Origin of the sequence: Paramuribaculum intestinale, from assembly GCF_030759015.1 — a bacterium.
GTDB lineage: Bacteria > Bacteroidota > Bacteroidia > Bacteroidales > Muribaculaceae > Paramuribaculum > Paramuribaculum intestinale.
Genome location: NZ_CP098825.1, coordinates 832,937 through 847,369 on the forward strand (window position 1 = coordinate 832,937; position 14,433 = coordinate 847,369).

Below are 14,433 nucleotides of genomic sequence, written 5' to 3' on the forward strand. Positions count from 1 at the left end.
TTTCAGTCTGTTTTGCCGTTGCGTCCGCAGATAGCCTTGAAATGGCAGAAGGTGCATGATTTTTCGTCGTCGGTGGCCGAAAACGGCACCGACGGATCAAAAATCTCCCGGAGCACTTCGTTGAGCCGCTCTCTGAATCCGTCGATCACCTGATGATAGTCGGTCAGATCCTCGAGCCGGTAGCGGTCAGCCTTGATGCGTAGCGGTTGTATGCCGCCCAGTGCCATGTCGCGGAATTTGTATATCAGGGGTTGTATAGGCTCTTCCGGATCGTGCTGCGCGGCATAGACCATGCAGTATATAATCAGCTGTCTAACGGCTTTCACGTCGCAGTATCCACGGGCGAAAAGACGGTCGAGATCGGCGTCGATGGTGGTGCTGTCGCCGCCGGTCTTGTAGTCGACAATGCGCAGACGTCCGGCCACGCGGTCTATGCGGTCTATCCGCTGTTTCAGGCGGAGTGTGAAAGGGAGTCCGGCATCTATATGTGCCAGAAAAGGCTCTTCGGCCGAGATGAACCTAAAAGGCGTCAGATCCTTCTCTCTTCTGAGCATGGTCAGGATCAGGGATTCCACGAGTTTCCCGGCTATCAGCGCTTCTCCTTTCAGAGGATTGAGGCAGTTGTCGCCAAGCCGCAGGAAGTTTTTGTTGATCACCCGTGTTATGATCTTTTCAAGTGCCGCTTCGGGGTGGTCGATATGGTGCTGCAGCATGTCGGCTGTGACTGTCACCTCTGACGCATCGCCTTTGAGCATATTGTAGAATGCCTCGGCTGTGTCGTGTACGATAGTGCCGTTGGTACTGGCGTCGATATAGTCATGTAGTTCGTCGCTTGGATCAAATCCTTCCACATAGCGCAGATAGAATTCAAGCGGACAGCTGAGATAGGTGTTTATATTGCTTGCCGACAGGTTCAGTTCATTGCCTTTGGATGCCTTCGAAGTAAACCTCATCAGTTTCTTCATTATGGAGGCCGTTTTGTTTACGGCTATGGCATGGCGTTCATTCCTGCCGTTGTTGAATTTCAGCTGTCGGTGTGTCACCGTCGCTCCTGAAGACAGATATAGAAGCTGCACGGCATATCGCGACAGTTCGCCAGTGCGCAGACCCGATGTGCGCACGTCGTAGGTCAGTGTCACTCTCGACGCTCGCGATATAAGTCTGTAAAAGTAGTAGGCATAGACGCTCTCCTGAAAATCCGAGGTAGGGAGTCCGTAGCCGCGTCGGATTGATTCGGGAATGAACGAATTGGCATGGTTGCGCCGTGGGAATATCCGCTCGTTCATCGACATCACGATGATGTTGTCGAAATCGAGTGCACGCGTTTCAAGCACACCCATCACCTGCAGGCCGGCAAGCGGTTCGCCTTTGAAATGCACTATCTCGCTCTGCAGAGAGCGTTCGATCATGCGCACGAGCGTGGCTCCGCGCATCTCTATGCCGTGGTGTTGTATGGTGGCCTGTATCTCGTCGATCTTGGCGATATATGCGTCGAGAAAGTGGCGTGCCACTCCTTGTTCGGCTGTGCTGTCAAGCAGCAGGGTGGCCATCTGGCGCAGGTAGTCGCATATCCTGTCGGTGCTGTCGGTGAGTCTGACAGCAGTGAATATCGGAGCCAGAGAGGGGTAGTTGTTCTGTATAAGACGCTCTTCGACTCTGAACAGTCGGCTGCTCAGTATCTCGTCGGCCAGCGCGTCGGCCTCGTCAGGCGCAACCCTGCGCACGTTGGGATCAACCAGCAGATTGCTGACATCCTCATGGAAGAATGTCGGGCCGTTGCGCCCTTCGCGTGAATGCATCTGCAGTGAGCTTATAAGGCGCAGCAGGGTCGACACGGGGCTTTGCCTGAACGGGAAGCCCATCGTGACGTTGATATCGGTGATCTCCTCCGGCATGTTGTGTACGAGCGGCACGAACAGTGATTCGTCGGGGAGCACTACAGCGGTGTCTATGGCATTTGCCGGGTCGGCTATCTTTCCGCCGCTAATCCAGTCGGCCAGCGTCTGCGAGGCGGCATAGATCTGGGCCATATTGCCCGGAACTCCGACAATATCTATCATCGGCGACGTGGGTTTCGTGTCGCCGTCGATCTGATATAGCGATGGAAATTCTGCCATGTTGGCGCGAATGAATCTGCCGGCCGGATTATCGGTGCTCAACAGTATGGGTGAGTCGCAGTCCCAGTAGAAATCAGCCATGCCTTTGTCGCGGAGTCGACTGAAAATGATGTGTTCGGATGTCGACAGCAGATTGAATCCGATAAACACATAGCGTCTGTAGGGCATCCGTCGCAGTGAGTCGCCTTTGCGTATGGCGTCGGCGGCCTCTCTGAATATAGCTCCCGAAGTAGTCAGTCGGCGGGAGCGCAGTGCATCGCGATAGCGGTGATAGAGCAGCGCCATTACCTCCCAAAGTCTCAGGAATTTGGTATGGACAGTCGATCGCCCGCGGCTGTCGACGTGGGTCCAGAAATTCTCCACCGACATCTGGCTGCGGTCCTCGCCCCAGTATCGCTTTATCGCTTCGACCTGCTCGGGTGTGAGATAGTTGGAATTGATCTCTTTGAACCGTTTGGCGTTGACAAATATCTTGTCGGGATCGGCAAGATAGCGATCCACGTCGTTGAAGTCGTTGATCAGCATGTCGCCCCAGAAAGCGAATCGGTCGAAGTCAAGCGCGTCGTCGGCCGAAGAAGTGGTCTGTTCTTCGAGGATCCGGCGGTACTCCCGGAACATGACAAACAGTGCCTCAAGGCGTTCGGCCTCGCGTGCGCGTGAGAATCCGGCCACAAAAGAGTTGATCGTCTTGGTGCGAATATTTCTGATGCGTCCGTCTGATTCCAGTTCGACCGCTTCGCGGAAAAATGTGGCCGAACGTTTGTTGGGAAACACAAAACATACCCGTCCTATGTCGTCGGCCTCATTGGCTATATAACGGTTCGCTATACGGCGCAGAAACGATTTCATTGCTTGAGGAGCAGGATGATTTTTATGGCTACGTCGAGGTTGATTATCTTGCCGTTGCCGTTGCCGGCTATGTCGGTGCGGGCATCATCGAAGGTAGCTATGATCTTCTCGACGTTGTTTTCGTTGATAAACCGGGAGAAGTTGACACTGAACTGTTGCTCTTCGCGACTCATGTAGTTGAGCTTGTCGACTCTGAAATTGTAGACGAAATTTTCTCTGGTAAGCCGGGCGCAGTAATCATAAAATTTTATCTCTTTTTCTCTGCCGAGAGCGGCGAGTTCCGACGCGAGTCCCCGCAGCTCGGCTATCTTTCGCTGGTAGGCGAGCCTCATCAGGCGTGTGAAGAACTCAAAGAACGCATGAGTGTCGCTTCGGGTATCGATCATCCTCAGCGCGGCCGTTGTGGAGCCTTCGGCGTTGTGCGCCAGCATCAGCGCCTCGGCGGGATCTATGGCGTGGCGTGCGGTCAGATATGCAGCCACCTCTTCGTCGGGCAGCCGCTTGACCTCGATGCGTTGCAGCCGCGAATAGATTGTCGGCAGTATTTTGCCCGGCTCGTCGCTGACCATGACGAAAATGGTGTCGGGATATGGCTCTTCTATCAGCTTAAGCAGCTTGTTGGCTGTGTCGCTGTTGAGACGCTCCGGCATCCATAGCACTACGCTTTTGTAGGGCGACCGATGACTGGTGAACGACAGTTTGTGGATCAGAGCCGCACTTTCGTTGACGTAGATGACCGGCTGCGCGTTGCGGCGTCCGAACGAGTCGGCCCATTGGTCGAAGTCCATATATAGCCGGCCGTGCATATAGTCGCGCCATTGGGCGGCATAGTCGTCTGATACGGGTGCCGAGTCAGATCCCTCTTTCTTTACTGTCGGGTAGGTATAATGGGTGTCGATATGATTGAAACTCTGATGTTGCAGACACGACGGGCATTGTCCGCAGCTGTCGCCTCCCTGACGGTCGGTGCAGCAGACATATTGGACGAAAGCCCTTGCCAGAGCCATCTTGCCGGTTCCCGCAGGGCCTTCGAGCAGCAGTGCGTGTGGGATGCGGCCGCTATCGGCCATCTGGCGCAGCCGTGATTTCACAGCCTCATGTCCCGGTATGTCGGCAAATCTCATAATACCAGTCGGAGGGCTTTCTCCACGCTGCGCGTGGCATTGAGTGAGTAGATGTGCACTGAAGGCACTCCGGCCTCGTACAGGCCGCGCATCTGCATGGCCATCCATTCCACGCCCACTTCTTTGGCCTGAACGTCATCCTTGCAGTCCATCACGGCGCGGGCCAGATCGGTCGGAATGTCGACATGAAACACCTTGGGCAACACCGTAAGCTGCCCCTTGGTCACGATCGGTTTGATCCCGGGAATGATAGGCACTGTGATGCCGCTCTGCCGACAGCGTTCGACAAAGCTGAAGTAGCTGTCGTTGTCAAAAAACATCTGTGTGACGATATACTGGGCGCCGTTGTCTATTTTATTTTTCAGCCATGCTATGTCTATGTCGCGGTTGGGCGCCTCATCGTGCTTCTCCGGGTATCCGGCCACTCCGTAGCTGAAGGGGGAGTCGTTGGCCGAGTCCATGGTGGTGCCGTCGACAAAAGTTCCGTTGTTGAAGTCGTTGATCTGTCTCTGCAGTTCCACGGCGTGGGCATGCCCTCCGGTGTTGGGTATGAATCGGTTGTCGTGGCGGGCTTTGTCGCCGCGGAGCACGAGCAGGTTAGTGATGCCCAGAAAACGCAAGTCGATCAGCGCATACTCTGTTTCGGCCTTGGTGTAGCCGCTGCAGATTATGTGCGGAACGGCCGGAATGCCGTAGCGTTGCTGGAGGGCGGCGGCCACAGCCACAGTGCCCGGACGCGAACGTTCGCTTACGCGCTGATACAGGCCGTCGGCCGTTGATTTATACACCATTTCGCTTCTGTGCGTGGTGATGTTGATATATAGTGGCTCAAAACATTTCAGACTGTCGATACCTGCAAACAGCTGGTCGATACCTTTGCCTTTAAGCGGAGGGAGCACCTCTATGGAAAATCCCTTGGAGCCTTTGCGCTGTATTAATTCCGGAATAGTCATGATGGATGCAAATTTAAGCATTTTCGTCCGAAATACCTCCGTTTGTCGCCGGATAAGTAACTCAAAAATGTGTATTTTTGCGCTATGAAAGTTATGGATGCTGATTTTTCGGCCGGGGCGGCGAGGTTCGCTCCTTCTCCCTCAGGACGCATGCATCTGGGGAATGTTTTCACGGCTCTTCTGTCGTGGTTGTCGGCGCGCCGGTCGGGACGTCGATGGATTCTTCGTATAGAGGATCTTGACCCGCAGCGTTCCAAAGCGGAATATGCGCTGCATATAGAGGATGATCTGCGGTGGCTCGGACTTGACTGGGACGAAGGGGGAATGGACGATCGTGGCGAAGCCGGTCCATACAGCCAGAGCCGTCGCGGAGAGATATATGGCGAGATACTCGGGAGGCTTGAAAGGCTTGGAGTGACGTATCCATGCTTTTGCCGCCGCGCCGACATCATGGCCACTCAGGCGCCGCATCAGACTGACGGACGGATCGTCTACGCCGGGACGTGTCGCCCCGAAAGGCTTGGATACGGAGAGTCGAGGCGCAGAGCTGTGTCGGAGCCTCATGCGGTGAGGATAATGGTGCCTGACGAGGAGATCTGTTTTGACGATCGTGTGTTTGGCCGTCAGAGCGTGGCGCTTTCCGGTCATTGCGGCGATTTTGTAGTCAGGCGTGCCGACGGTGCGTGGGCCTATCAGCTTGCGGTTGTCGCCGATGATGCTCTGATGGGAGTGACGGAAGTAGTGCGTGGATGCGATCTTCTGCTTTCAACCGCCCAGCAGCTTTATCTTTACAGGTTGCTTGGATTTGACGCACCCTCATTCGCGCATGTGCCGCTACTGGTCAATACAGGCGGTCAGCGGCTGTCGAAGCGCGATGCTTCGGCGTCGTTGGAGAGCCTTCGGGCAAGAGGTGCAAGACCACAGTCGGTTGTCGGGCGGCTGGCTTTTGCGGCAGGGATAATCGATCGCCCCGAGCCGGTGGCACCGACCGATATAATCGGTGAAATGGACTGGAACCGTATAAAGCCTCAGGAGGCGATCCTGACTCCCGAAATAGACTGAAACAGTGGGATTGTCCGCGTGGTGAAATTCATCAGGCGATAGAAAAGTATGGCATAGCCGGTCCCTATCATGGCACCGACAAAGATATCGCCCGGATAATGTACGCCAAGATATACTCTTGATCCGGCATGGAGCATGGCCCAGAGAGTCATGCCTGCGGCTGCCCGACGTGTGCGGAAATACAATATAATGAATGTGGCAAGTGCGAAAGAGTTGGCGCCGTGACACGACGGGAATCCGTACATGCCGCCACGGTATCCGTTGACAAGGTGAAGCGAGTCGCCAAACATGGCTGTGTCCCACGACGGCCTCAGGCGTCCTACGACGGGACGTATCAGCGAAGCTATGGTCTGATCGACGGCAAGGATTAGAAGTCCTATGAATATCAGACATGTGAGTCCTTTGCGCCAGTCGGGTCTGACGATATAGATCGCAAGAGCCACATAGAGCGGTATCCATGCGAAACGATTGGTAACCACCCACATTATCTGGTCGAGCCAGGGAGTGTTCAGCCCGTTGACTGCCAGTAGCATTTCGGCATCGAATTGTTTTAGCGCCGCTGCAATGGTAGAAAAGAAGAGTTCGAGAGTCACTGTGTGTCGGTATTATGAGCTACAAAAGTAGTCAAAATTCCACAATATTTCCCGAAAGTGCGATGTTTTAACCTTTTTGTGCCAATTTTGTCACAAATTATTGTGCATCAATGATGCCATATACTTCACGGTGGAGTGTCGAACGTATCAGTCCGAAGTCCGGAATTACTCCTGATTCAGGCGTCCAGACCATTATCTTCATGGGGAGCGATGCGCCTCCGTGCCGGTAGGGGGGCTGTGTGTAGTCATAGGGCAAAAGCGAGAAGCCGGCACGTTTGTAGAATGCTACGCGTCGCCGTGTGAGGTCGTCGGTCGGCAGTTCTACTTCAAGCACAATGGGGCGACGGTCGGACCGGTGGAGAACTTCAAGCGCGCGGGCGCCGTAGTGGCGACACCGCAGTTCGGACAGGATCGCAAAATGCTCCACATATATGAATTGTTCGAAATCCCATAACGTTATGAAGCCGACCGGAGTGTCTCCGTCATTCAGAATCATAACGCTGAACCGGTCGTCGCTGTCGGCTATGCTCCGGAATGCTTCAAGTGGCCGGCGCTCCTCTTCCGGAAAGGCTTCGGTGATAAGACGTTCTACCATTCCGAACAATTCTTTGTCTGATGTGTCGATTGTGGTTGTGTTCATTCGCTAAGTGACTCGGATTTGAATTCAGGTGCACAATTGCAAAGGTAGTAAAATATTCGGCAGTATTGTGCGTTTTCAGTTTATGCGAGGATTAATAAAGATATTATGCACTGTGATTGCTGCATCCGCGTGTCTTACCGCGTGTATTTCCGATGAGATATCTTCTTCATCGTCCGACCGTCCGGAGTTTTCGTCCGATTCGTTGCGTTTCGGGCAGGTGTGGATGGGAGAAACGAGTCCGGCGGTGGCAGTGACTGTCTATAACCGCTGCGACAAGGTGATGAGGATTACCGACGTGTCGGTGAGCGGAGTCAGAGGGGCTGATGTGCGGCTCAATGTCGACGGGTTTTCGGGAACTGCGTTTCATGACTTGGATATCCGTCCTGGCGATTCCATAATAGTGCTGGCCGATCTCCTCCCTGAAGCACCGGTGATCGGTGGGCGGATCGATTTTAGTGTCAACGGCGCTGTGACGTCGTTGCCTTTTGTCGGCGAGGCGCTTGATCCGCTGATATTGCGCGATGTCACCGTCACTGCTGACACAAGGCTGGAAGCCGGTGCGATCGTCAGAGTGTTCGGATGTCTGACGGTTGCCGATGGTGCAACACTGTTAATAGAGGAGGGTGCGTCGGTATATTTTCATGATGGCGCTTCGCTGTGCGTGACGGGGCGGCTCGTGGCACAGGGCACTCCGGATGCGCAGATAAAGCTTTGCGGCGACAGACTCGGAAATGTCGTGACCTCGATACCCTTTGATATCATACCGGGTCAGTGGGGCGGTGTGTCGGTCGAGGGGGGAAGTGTTGACATGAAGTGTGTCAACGTGTTTAATCCGGTGGTTGCGCTTAAGTGTGGCGAAGAAGCCGAAGTCAGTCTTGACAACTGTCGTCTGACAAATGCTTCGCAGCGTGTGGTCGATGCGGCTTCGAGCTGTATCGATGCTGTGGGCTGCGAGTTCTCGTCGTCGCCTGATGGCGTTGTTGTGCTGAATGGCGGACGTGCGTCATTCGGCCGTTGCACATTCGCGTCCGACTATCTGTTTGCTGCTTCCACAGGCGCGCTGCTGCAGCTGTCGGATGAAGCGGCAGTGGCGGTAGGGGAGTCGATCTTTTTTGGCTCGTGCCCGGATCTTAGCCCGGCGAATCCGTCAGGGGCGCTATTTGAGCGGTGCACTTTCAGGAGCCATGGCTCGGATGACAATATGTTTGTGGGCTGTCTGTGGAATTGTGATCCGCTCTTTGATGTGGATGCCGGGCGATATGTGTTTGACTACAGACTGAAACAGGATAGCCCGGCAAGGGCTATCCTGTGTGGAGTGCGTACCGACCGATATGGCGTAAGCGGTTCTCTGCCCGGAGCCTACAACAGCTGACGATATCGGTGAGGTCTATTTCAGAAATCGCTGAACGACAGCGGCAGCAGCGAACTCACGGAGGGAAGTATGTATATGTCGCCGGGGGAGTCAAGTATCACTCTGACCGGTTGCCCGGCAAGTTTCTCGTATTCAAGCAGTGCCTGACGACACGCTCCGCAAGGCGGGGTGGGTGTCGGAGTTGGCTGTCCGTCGGTGCCCATGGCTGAAATGGCTATAGCCTCGAAGCGTGCGTCGGGATGGGCCGAGTGGGCATAATATGCGGCCGTGCGCTCGGCGCATGTGCCGGATGGGAATGCCGCATTTTCCTGATTGGAGCCTTCCGTGATGCTTCCGTCTGACAGGCGTATGGCTGCGCCGACATGGAAATGGCTGTAGGGAGCGTAAGCCCGCGAGGTGGCTCTGCGCGCGGCGTCCACAAGCTCACGGTCGCTGTCCGTGAGTTCATGGTACGATGTGCGCCTACGCGGTATGATGATCGGATCGTCGGTCATGGGTCAGTGGTTATTGGATTTTCAGTGATTTGAGCCTGTCGCCTCCGTCGGGATCAGTGGCTATCGAGCGGTAGTAGCGGTCATCGTAGCCGGGGAAGAGCGGATATACGGGCATTCCGTCGGCGGTACGCTCAAACTTACCGTCTTTCTCGCGCTTCACATTGCCGTCGAGATATTTCACCAGCAGGTAGTCGCCAAGTTGTTTGTAGCGTTTTGTGTAGTCGCGGGCCCAGCGTGCGGTGTGGGCTGTCAGTGTGGCTGAAGCCTCTGTTTCCGGCATGGAGGCTACAGCGCTGCGCATGGAGTCGACCTCTGCGGCTATTGAATCTTCAATCTCGTTCTGCACGCGGCGTATATCGGGTATCATCTGAGAATACCGGTTGTAGGCCTGGTTGGCCACATAGTTGGTGACCCAGAATGCTGCATCCCATGAAAGATTGTACATATCTCCATTGCCTACAGCAAATTCATGAGGCACTTCAGTGACGCTGTTGTAGACGGGAACGTAGACGCAGGTGTTGGCATCGTCAACTCCAAACCACAATATGGCGCGCATGGCAGCGGGTGCTTTGGAGTCCATCTGGCTGACGAATGAGAAACCGGTCTGCTGTGTGGCGATAGCGCGCTCGTGAGTGTATTCTGTGCTGTCCACCTCGTAAGTGAGCGGACGCCAGCGGTAAGGCACTTTATACGGGCCGGCTCCGACGTCGGCGGTCATGTCCATCGGCGTGCCCTCGAAGTGGTCGCGCATCATGGCCTGCATCTGGCGCACGTCGACTTTTGACTGCGGGCGGATCCACAGAGGTAGAGGGTCGCCCTGTCCGCGGAGCACCCAGTCGAGATATGGAGCTGCCTCCGGGGAATTGAAGCGGTTGTAGAACGACCATACGCGGCCGTCGCATCCGCGCAGGGCGCCGCCGTCGGTCACGGCATAGGCGCGTGAGAAACTGAAATCTTCATCCTTCCCGTCGAAATATCCCTGACTGCGGGCGAAGCTGATCACATCGGGCGCGTAGAGCGTTTCAGGATCGTCGAGCGGGAACTGATGTATGCGTGAGTGGTTGGCATGTCCCGATATGCAGTCGTCGGGGACGCGTCGCGCCACCCACACGGCTCCCTTGTCGGATTTGCCTTTGCCTATGAGTTCCATGATCCACACTTCGTCGGCGTCGGCGATTGAGAACGATTCGCCTTCCGAAGCGTATCCGTAGTCGTTTACCAGATCGGTCATGACCTTCAGTGCCTCGCGTGCCGTACGTGCTCGCTGCAGCGTGATATATATCAGCGAACCGTAGTCTATGAGGCCTGTGCCGGCGAGTTCATGTCGTCCGCCCCAGGTGCTTTCGGCTATTGTGAGCCCGTGTTCGTTCATATTGCCGAGAGTGCGGTAGGTGTGTGGAGCTTCGGGTATCTCGCCGAGATGACGTCCGGTGTCCCATTCGGTGATCTGCCTCATCGTACCGGGAGCGTGGTCGGCTGCCGGCTGATGGTATAGTTCGCCGTAGAGGGTGTGGCTGTCTGCGGCGTATGTGATCATGATGCTTCCGTCGGCTGTGGCTTTTTTGCCGGCGATAAGGCTTGTGCATGCGTCGGCCGATGGTATGGCCATGGCAGCCGATGCGACCAAAGCGAGTAGTTTGTTGGAGTGTATCATTTTTTGTAAATCAGTTTGTTTTGCCTGTTGTCTGTATCTCGGTCATAGGTGGAGGCTGTAGACGGTCGACCGCTCGTAGCGGGGGAATATGTCGAGCCGTGGCATCGTGATGTCGCCTGACGCGACGTCGGGATGTCCGCGTAGTGCATCGCCTACTGCCTCGATAGCCTTTTGAGGTGTGTTGTTGTCTTCACTCAGATGGCAGAGAAATATGTTGTGGAGCCGCGGAGTCAGGAGCGACGATAGAAAGCGCGCGGTGACGGTGTTGTCGAGGTGTCCGTCGTCGGCTTCGATCCGTGCTTTCAGATAGGCGGGATAACGGCCGCATCGAAGCATCTCGGCGTCGTAGTTGGCCTCGATGATGATATGGTTGGCCTGACGCATATAGTGGTCGACGCGTTCGGTGATGGATCCGAGGTCGGTGGCCACGGCCACGGTCTGCGATCCTGATTCGAGAAAAAATCCGGAATTGTCCGATCCGTCGTGGCTTACATTGAAAGCTGTGATGCGGAATCCAGCCAGCTCGAACGGAAATTCCTTGTATATCGGCCGATGGTAGTCGCTGAGGCGACGTGATATGTTGTGGCGGCGCAGTATGCCGTTTAGGGTCTTGGGAGTGCAGTAGACTCCCATCCATGAATGTTTTCTTACGATCGAATAGGCGAATCTGATATGGTCGCTGTGGTCATGGGTTATGAGTATCCCTTTGACATCTTCAAGTGTCAGACCTATAGATTCGAGCCCTTTGGTTACAGTCGGCACGTCGACCCCGGCATCGATCAGTATGCCGCCGCTGCGTGTACCGAGATACGCACAGTTGCCGCTGCTGCCGCTTCCGAAGCTGACCAGAAGCAGCGATCCGCGTTCTACCGGATAGTCTTTGATCGGTTCTTCGATAGGGTTTGACGGAGCTGCGACGTTGTCGGCAGTCGTGGCGGTATGGTGTACTACGAAGTCGAGTATCGACGGATGTACCGGCAGTTCTTCACCGAAAATGCCGCCTCCGTCTGTATTCGGGTCGGATATGTCAAACAGTCCGGGCTGGCGTAGCGGACTTGGCTGGAATTTATTCTTTTTTGCCATCTGACGTGTGTGCTGTAAAGGTGTTCAGTCCTGCCGGAACAGAAGGAATATCGAGGGCACACGGTCTATGTCGGCCGGCTCTGCGGCCCATCGTGCGAGTGTCTTCGTGGTTATATTCTGGCGCGGTCCGGTTATATCGGTGGCCACGCATAGCAGCATGTCGTGCGGCAGGGTTGCGGTGAGTTCGCGTATCAGACGGTTGTTGCGGTAGGGTGTTTCGATAAATATCTGCGTCTGTCGTTCGCGCTCGATGCGTCGCTGCATTTCGCGTAGCCGTGCCGTGCGTGCATGCTGGTCTACCGGCAGGTAGCCTGCGAATGCAAAAGTCTGGCCGTTGAATCCTGAAGCCATAAGGGCGAGCAGAATACTCGAAGGCCCGACGAGCGGACATACGCGATAGCCGCGACGTTGTGCCTCGGCAACAGCATCAGAACCCGGATCGGCCACAGCCGGGCATCCGGCCTCGGATACTATGGCCATATCCTCGCCGCGTTCCATCGGAGCAAGCATCGCCGCTACTTCCGATGGCCGGGTGTGTTCGTCGAGCACGTCGAATGTCAGCGAATCTATGTCGATTGAGCGGTCACACCGTTTCAGGAAACGACGTGCCGACCGTAGGTTTTCTACAATGAAGTGCCGCACACTGCGGGCCACTTCTATGTTGGACTGCGGCATGACGGCTGACGGGTCTACGTCAGAGAGCGGTACGGGCAGAAGATACAGTGTAGGCCTATGTGTGGCTGATGATGCGTCGCTGTCGGCGCCTTTTGATTTTGTGGTGGATGAATTCATTATTGCAAATATACGAAGAATTCGCGAGATAAAAACAAAAATCATCAGTGCCATGGTAAGAACTGACAGTGCGGACTGTTGGCTGCGACGTCATTGACGGTCGGTTTGTATGGCTTTTTTAGACATTCACGAAAAATGCGTAACTTTGCATCATGTTCAGAAAAATTATCACAATATCGCTTGCAGTGGCGGCCGGGATTGCTGTGCATGCAAGAGAACTGGGGCCGACTTCGGCTCTGATGCCTATGCCGGCATCGGTTGTCATGCCGTCAGGCAAGGCTTTGTCTGTCAGTGACGCGGCTATAGTCAGGTCTACATTGCCATCGGATCACAGACTTCTGTCGGTCTATGGAGAGATCATGACCCGTCATTTCGGCGATGGTGCGGGAGTGGATGCTTATATCGGTGTCGATACGACGATGACAGGCAGCGAGCATTACCGTCTGGAGGTCGATTCGGTCTCTTTGAGGCTCTGTGGCGCTTCGGAGGAGGCGCTGTTCAGAGGGTTGCAGACTCTTGATCAGCTGCTTTGGGGCGATGCGGTCATGACCGCCAGTGGAAATGTTTCACCGATAATCATAGATGACGCTCCCGCTTATCCGCGTCGGGCTCTGATGCTCGATCCTGCACGCCATTTTCTTCCTGTAGATGATGTGAAGCGGTTTATAGATGTAATGGCGTCGTATAAATACAACGTGCTGCAGCTTCATCTGACCGATGATGAAGGCTGGCGGGTGGCCGTAGAGGGGCATCCGGAGCTGACTGACGGCACAGACCATTACACAGCGTCGGATATAGCGGATCTGGTCGATTATGCTGCACAGCGTTACATAGAGATCGTGCCTGAAGCGGATATTCCCGGCCATACTTCAGCTGTGCTTACCGTGCATCCCGGCCTTGGCTGCCACATAGCCGACAGCGCGGCGCTCGCGTCAGCGCCGGGAAACGGAGTGATGGTATGCGCGGCAAATGATTCGGTCTATGCTCTTTATGACGATGTTATACGCAGTATCGCGTCGATGTTTACGTCGCCTTATATCCATCTTGGCGGCGACGAGGCCGCAATCGAACGCAACTGGGCTTTGTGCGCCGATTGTCGCCGCATGATGTCCGAACGTGGATATACCGATGCCGCACAGCTGATGAACGATTTTTTCGGGCGTATGCTTGCCACCGTCCGCAGCTGTGGCAAAAAGGCTATATTGTGGTGCGAGCTCGACAATATTTATATGCCGGCTGAGAAGTATCTGATGGAATATCCTGCCGATGTAACTCTCGTGACATGGCGCAATGGGTTGACGCCTAAATGCATCGAACTGGCAGCCGCTCACGGCAACCCGTTGCTGATGGCGCCCGGAGAGCACGCTTATCTCGACTATCCCCAGATGCGCGGCGATCTTCCGGAACATAACAACTGGGGTATGCCGGTGACCACACTGCGTCAGGCCTATGCGATCGAGATGCCTTCGGCCGCCAATGTGACGGGAGTGATGGGAACTCTTTGGGGAGAGGCCATCAACGACATCAATCGTGCTTTCTATATGGCCTATCCGAGAGCCATGGCTCTTGCAGAGGCCGGATGGACTCCTGAATCAAGACGGTCGTGGGATTCATTCCGCCGCCGTCTGCCCGGTGCGCTCGGTCGGCTGATGGAGCGCGGGGTGTCGTTCAGAGTGCCGTTCGAATCATTTGACCGATAG

General features: G+C 55.2%; 12 protein-coding genes. 3 read left to right on the forward strand and 9 right to left on the reverse strand.

Features of this window, described 5'->3' with window-relative positions:
* Positions 1-2: 2 nt before the first annotated feature.
* The 3 genes from NF347_RS03725 to NF347_RS03735 are packed head-to-tail and all read right to left on the reverse strand — an operon-like array spanning position 3 to position 5,043.
* Positions 3-2,966 (reverse strand): PD-(D/E)XK nuclease family protein, encoded by a 2,964-nt coding sequence (locus NF347_RS03725; protein ID WP_107035722.1) that lies wholly within the window; start codon positions 2,964-2,966, stop codon positions 3-5.
* Positions 2,963-4,090, reverse strand: a complete 1,128-nt coding sequence (locus NF347_RS03730; RefSeq protein ID WP_161953396.1) for a DNA polymerase III subunit — start codon at positions 4,088-4,090, stop codon at positions 2,963-2,965. The genes NF347_RS03725 and NF347_RS03730 overlap by 4 nt, the downstream gene beginning before the upstream one ends.
* Complete coding sequence (locus tag NF347_RS03735; protein ID WP_107035720.1) at positions 4,087-5,043, reverse strand: methylenetetrahydrofolate reductase; 957 nt, start codon at positions 5,041-5,043, stop codon at positions 4,087-4,089. Before NF347_RS03735 ends, NF347_RS03730 begins: the two co-directional genes overlap by 4 nt.
* A 93-nt stretch (positions 5,044-5,136) precedes the next feature.
* Here NF347_RS03735 and gluQRS point away from each other — a divergent pair, with 93 nt between their 5' ends.
* Positions 5,137-6,105 (forward strand): tRNA glutamyl-Q(34) synthetase GluQRS, encoded by a 969-nt coding sequence (gene gluQRS / locus NF347_RS03740; RefSeq protein WP_237612998.1) that lies wholly within the window; start codon positions 5,137-5,139, stop codon positions 6,103-6,105.
* Here the strand turns inward: gluQRS and NF347_RS03745 are convergent.
* Positions 6,072-6,698, reverse strand: a complete 627-nt coding sequence (locus tag NF347_RS03745; RefSeq protein ID WP_237612997.1) for a phosphatase PAP2 family protein — start codon at positions 6,696-6,698, stop codon at positions 6,072-6,074. The genes gluQRS and NF347_RS03745 overlap by 34 nt on opposite strands.
* Positions 6,699-6,795: 97 nt before the next feature.
* Positions 6,796-7,338 (reverse strand): GNAT family N-acetyltransferase, encoded by a 543-nt coding sequence (locus NF347_RS03750; protein WP_107035717.1) that lies wholly within the window; start codon positions 7,336-7,338, stop codon positions 6,796-6,798.
* Between the two features lie 112 nt (positions 7,339-7,450).
* Here NF347_RS03750 and NF347_RS03755 point away from each other — a divergent pair, with 112 nt between their 5' ends.
* A complete protein-coding gene (locus NF347_RS03755; protein ID WP_133165455.1) occupies positions 7,451-8,710 on the forward strand; it encodes an SMP domain-containing protein in 1,260 nt (419 codons plus the stop codon).
* Positions 8,711-8,730: 20 nt separating this feature from the next.
* On the opposite strand, the gene NF347_RS03760 is transcribed toward NF347_RS03755, so the two are convergent.
* Genes NF347_RS03760 through NF347_RS03775 form a run of 4 tightly spaced genes read right to left on the reverse strand, consistent with a single transcriptional unit; the run spans position 8,731 to position 12,616 of the window.
* The gene (locus NF347_RS03760; RefSeq protein WP_107681483.1) at positions 8,731-9,204 is read right to left on the reverse strand and encodes a cytidine deaminase; all 474 of its coding nucleotides are present in this window, start codon (positions 9,202-9,204) and stop codon (positions 8,731-8,733) included.
* A 10-nt stretch (positions 9,205-9,214) separates the two neighbouring features.
* Positions 9,215-10,858 carry a dipeptidase gene (locus NF347_RS03765; RefSeq protein WP_107681482.1) on the reverse strand — a complete coding sequence of 548 codons (1,644 nt, stop codon included), beginning with the start codon at positions 10,856-10,858 and terminating at the stop codon, positions 9,215-9,217.
* A gap of 42 nt (positions 10,859-10,900) precedes the next feature.
* Positions 10,901-11,941: an MBL fold metallo-hydrolase gene (locus tag NF347_RS03770; protein ID WP_107035713.1), complete on the reverse strand. Its 1,041-nt coding sequence runs from the start codon at positions 11,939-11,941 to the stop codon at positions 10,901-10,903.
* Between the two features lie 24 nt (positions 11,942-11,965).
* Positions 11,966-12,616 (reverse strand): SAM-dependent methyltransferase, encoded by a 651-nt coding sequence (locus NF347_RS03775; RefSeq protein ID WP_237613002.1) that lies wholly within the window; start codon positions 12,614-12,616, stop codon positions 11,966-11,968.
* Between the two features lie 269 nt (positions 12,617-12,885).
* Between NF347_RS03775 and NF347_RS03780 the strand changes: the two genes are divergently transcribed.
* The gene (locus NF347_RS03780) at positions 12,886-14,433 is read left to right on the forward strand and encodes a beta-N-acetylhexosaminidase (protein ID WP_107035711.1); all 1,548 of its coding nucleotides are present in this window, start codon (positions 12,886-12,888) and stop codon (positions 14,431-14,433) included.

What these genes read in the sequence shown, in the direction of transcription:
- gluQRS (WP_237612998.1), top strand. Translation starts at nt 5,137, where the DNA reads ATGGATGCTGATTTTTCGGCCGGGGCGGCGAGGTTCGCTCCTTCTCCC.
- NF347_RS03725 (WP_107035722.1), bottom strand. Translation starts at nt 2,966, where the DNA reads ATGAAATCGTTTCTGCGCCGTATAGCGAACCGTTATATAGCCAATGAG.
- NF347_RS03770 (WP_107035713.1), bottom strand. Translation starts at nt 11,941, where the DNA reads ATGGCAAAAAAGAATAAATTCCAGCCAAGTCCGCTACGCCAGCCCGGA.
- NF347_RS03780 (WP_107035711.1), top strand. Translation starts at nt 12,886, where the DNA reads ATGTTCAGAAAAATTATCACAATATCGCTTGCAGTGGCGGCCGGGATT.
- NF347_RS03750 (WP_107035717.1), bottom strand. Translation starts at nt 7,338, where the DNA reads ATGAACACAACCACAATCGACACATCAGACAAAGAATTGTTCGGAATG.
- NF347_RS03730 (WP_161953396.1), bottom strand. Translation starts at nt 4,090, where the DNA reads ATGAGATTTGCCGACATACCGGGACATGAGGCTGTGAAATCACGGCTG.
- NF347_RS03775 (WP_237613002.1), bottom strand. Translation starts at nt 12,616, where the DNA reads ATGCCGCAGTCCAACATAGAAGTGGCCCGCAGTGTGCGGCACTTCATT.
- NF347_RS03735 (WP_107035720.1), bottom strand. Translation starts at nt 5,043, where the DNA reads ATGACTATTCCGGAATTAATACAGCGCAAAGGCTCCAAGGGATTTTCC.
- NF347_RS03760 (WP_107681483.1), bottom strand. Translation starts at nt 9,204, where the DNA reads ATGACCGACGATCCGATCATCATACCGCGTAGGCGCACATCGTACCAT.
- NF347_RS03765 (WP_107681482.1), bottom strand. Translation starts at nt 10,858, where the DNA reads ATGATACACTCCAACAAACTACTCGCTTTGGTCGCATCGGCTGCCATG.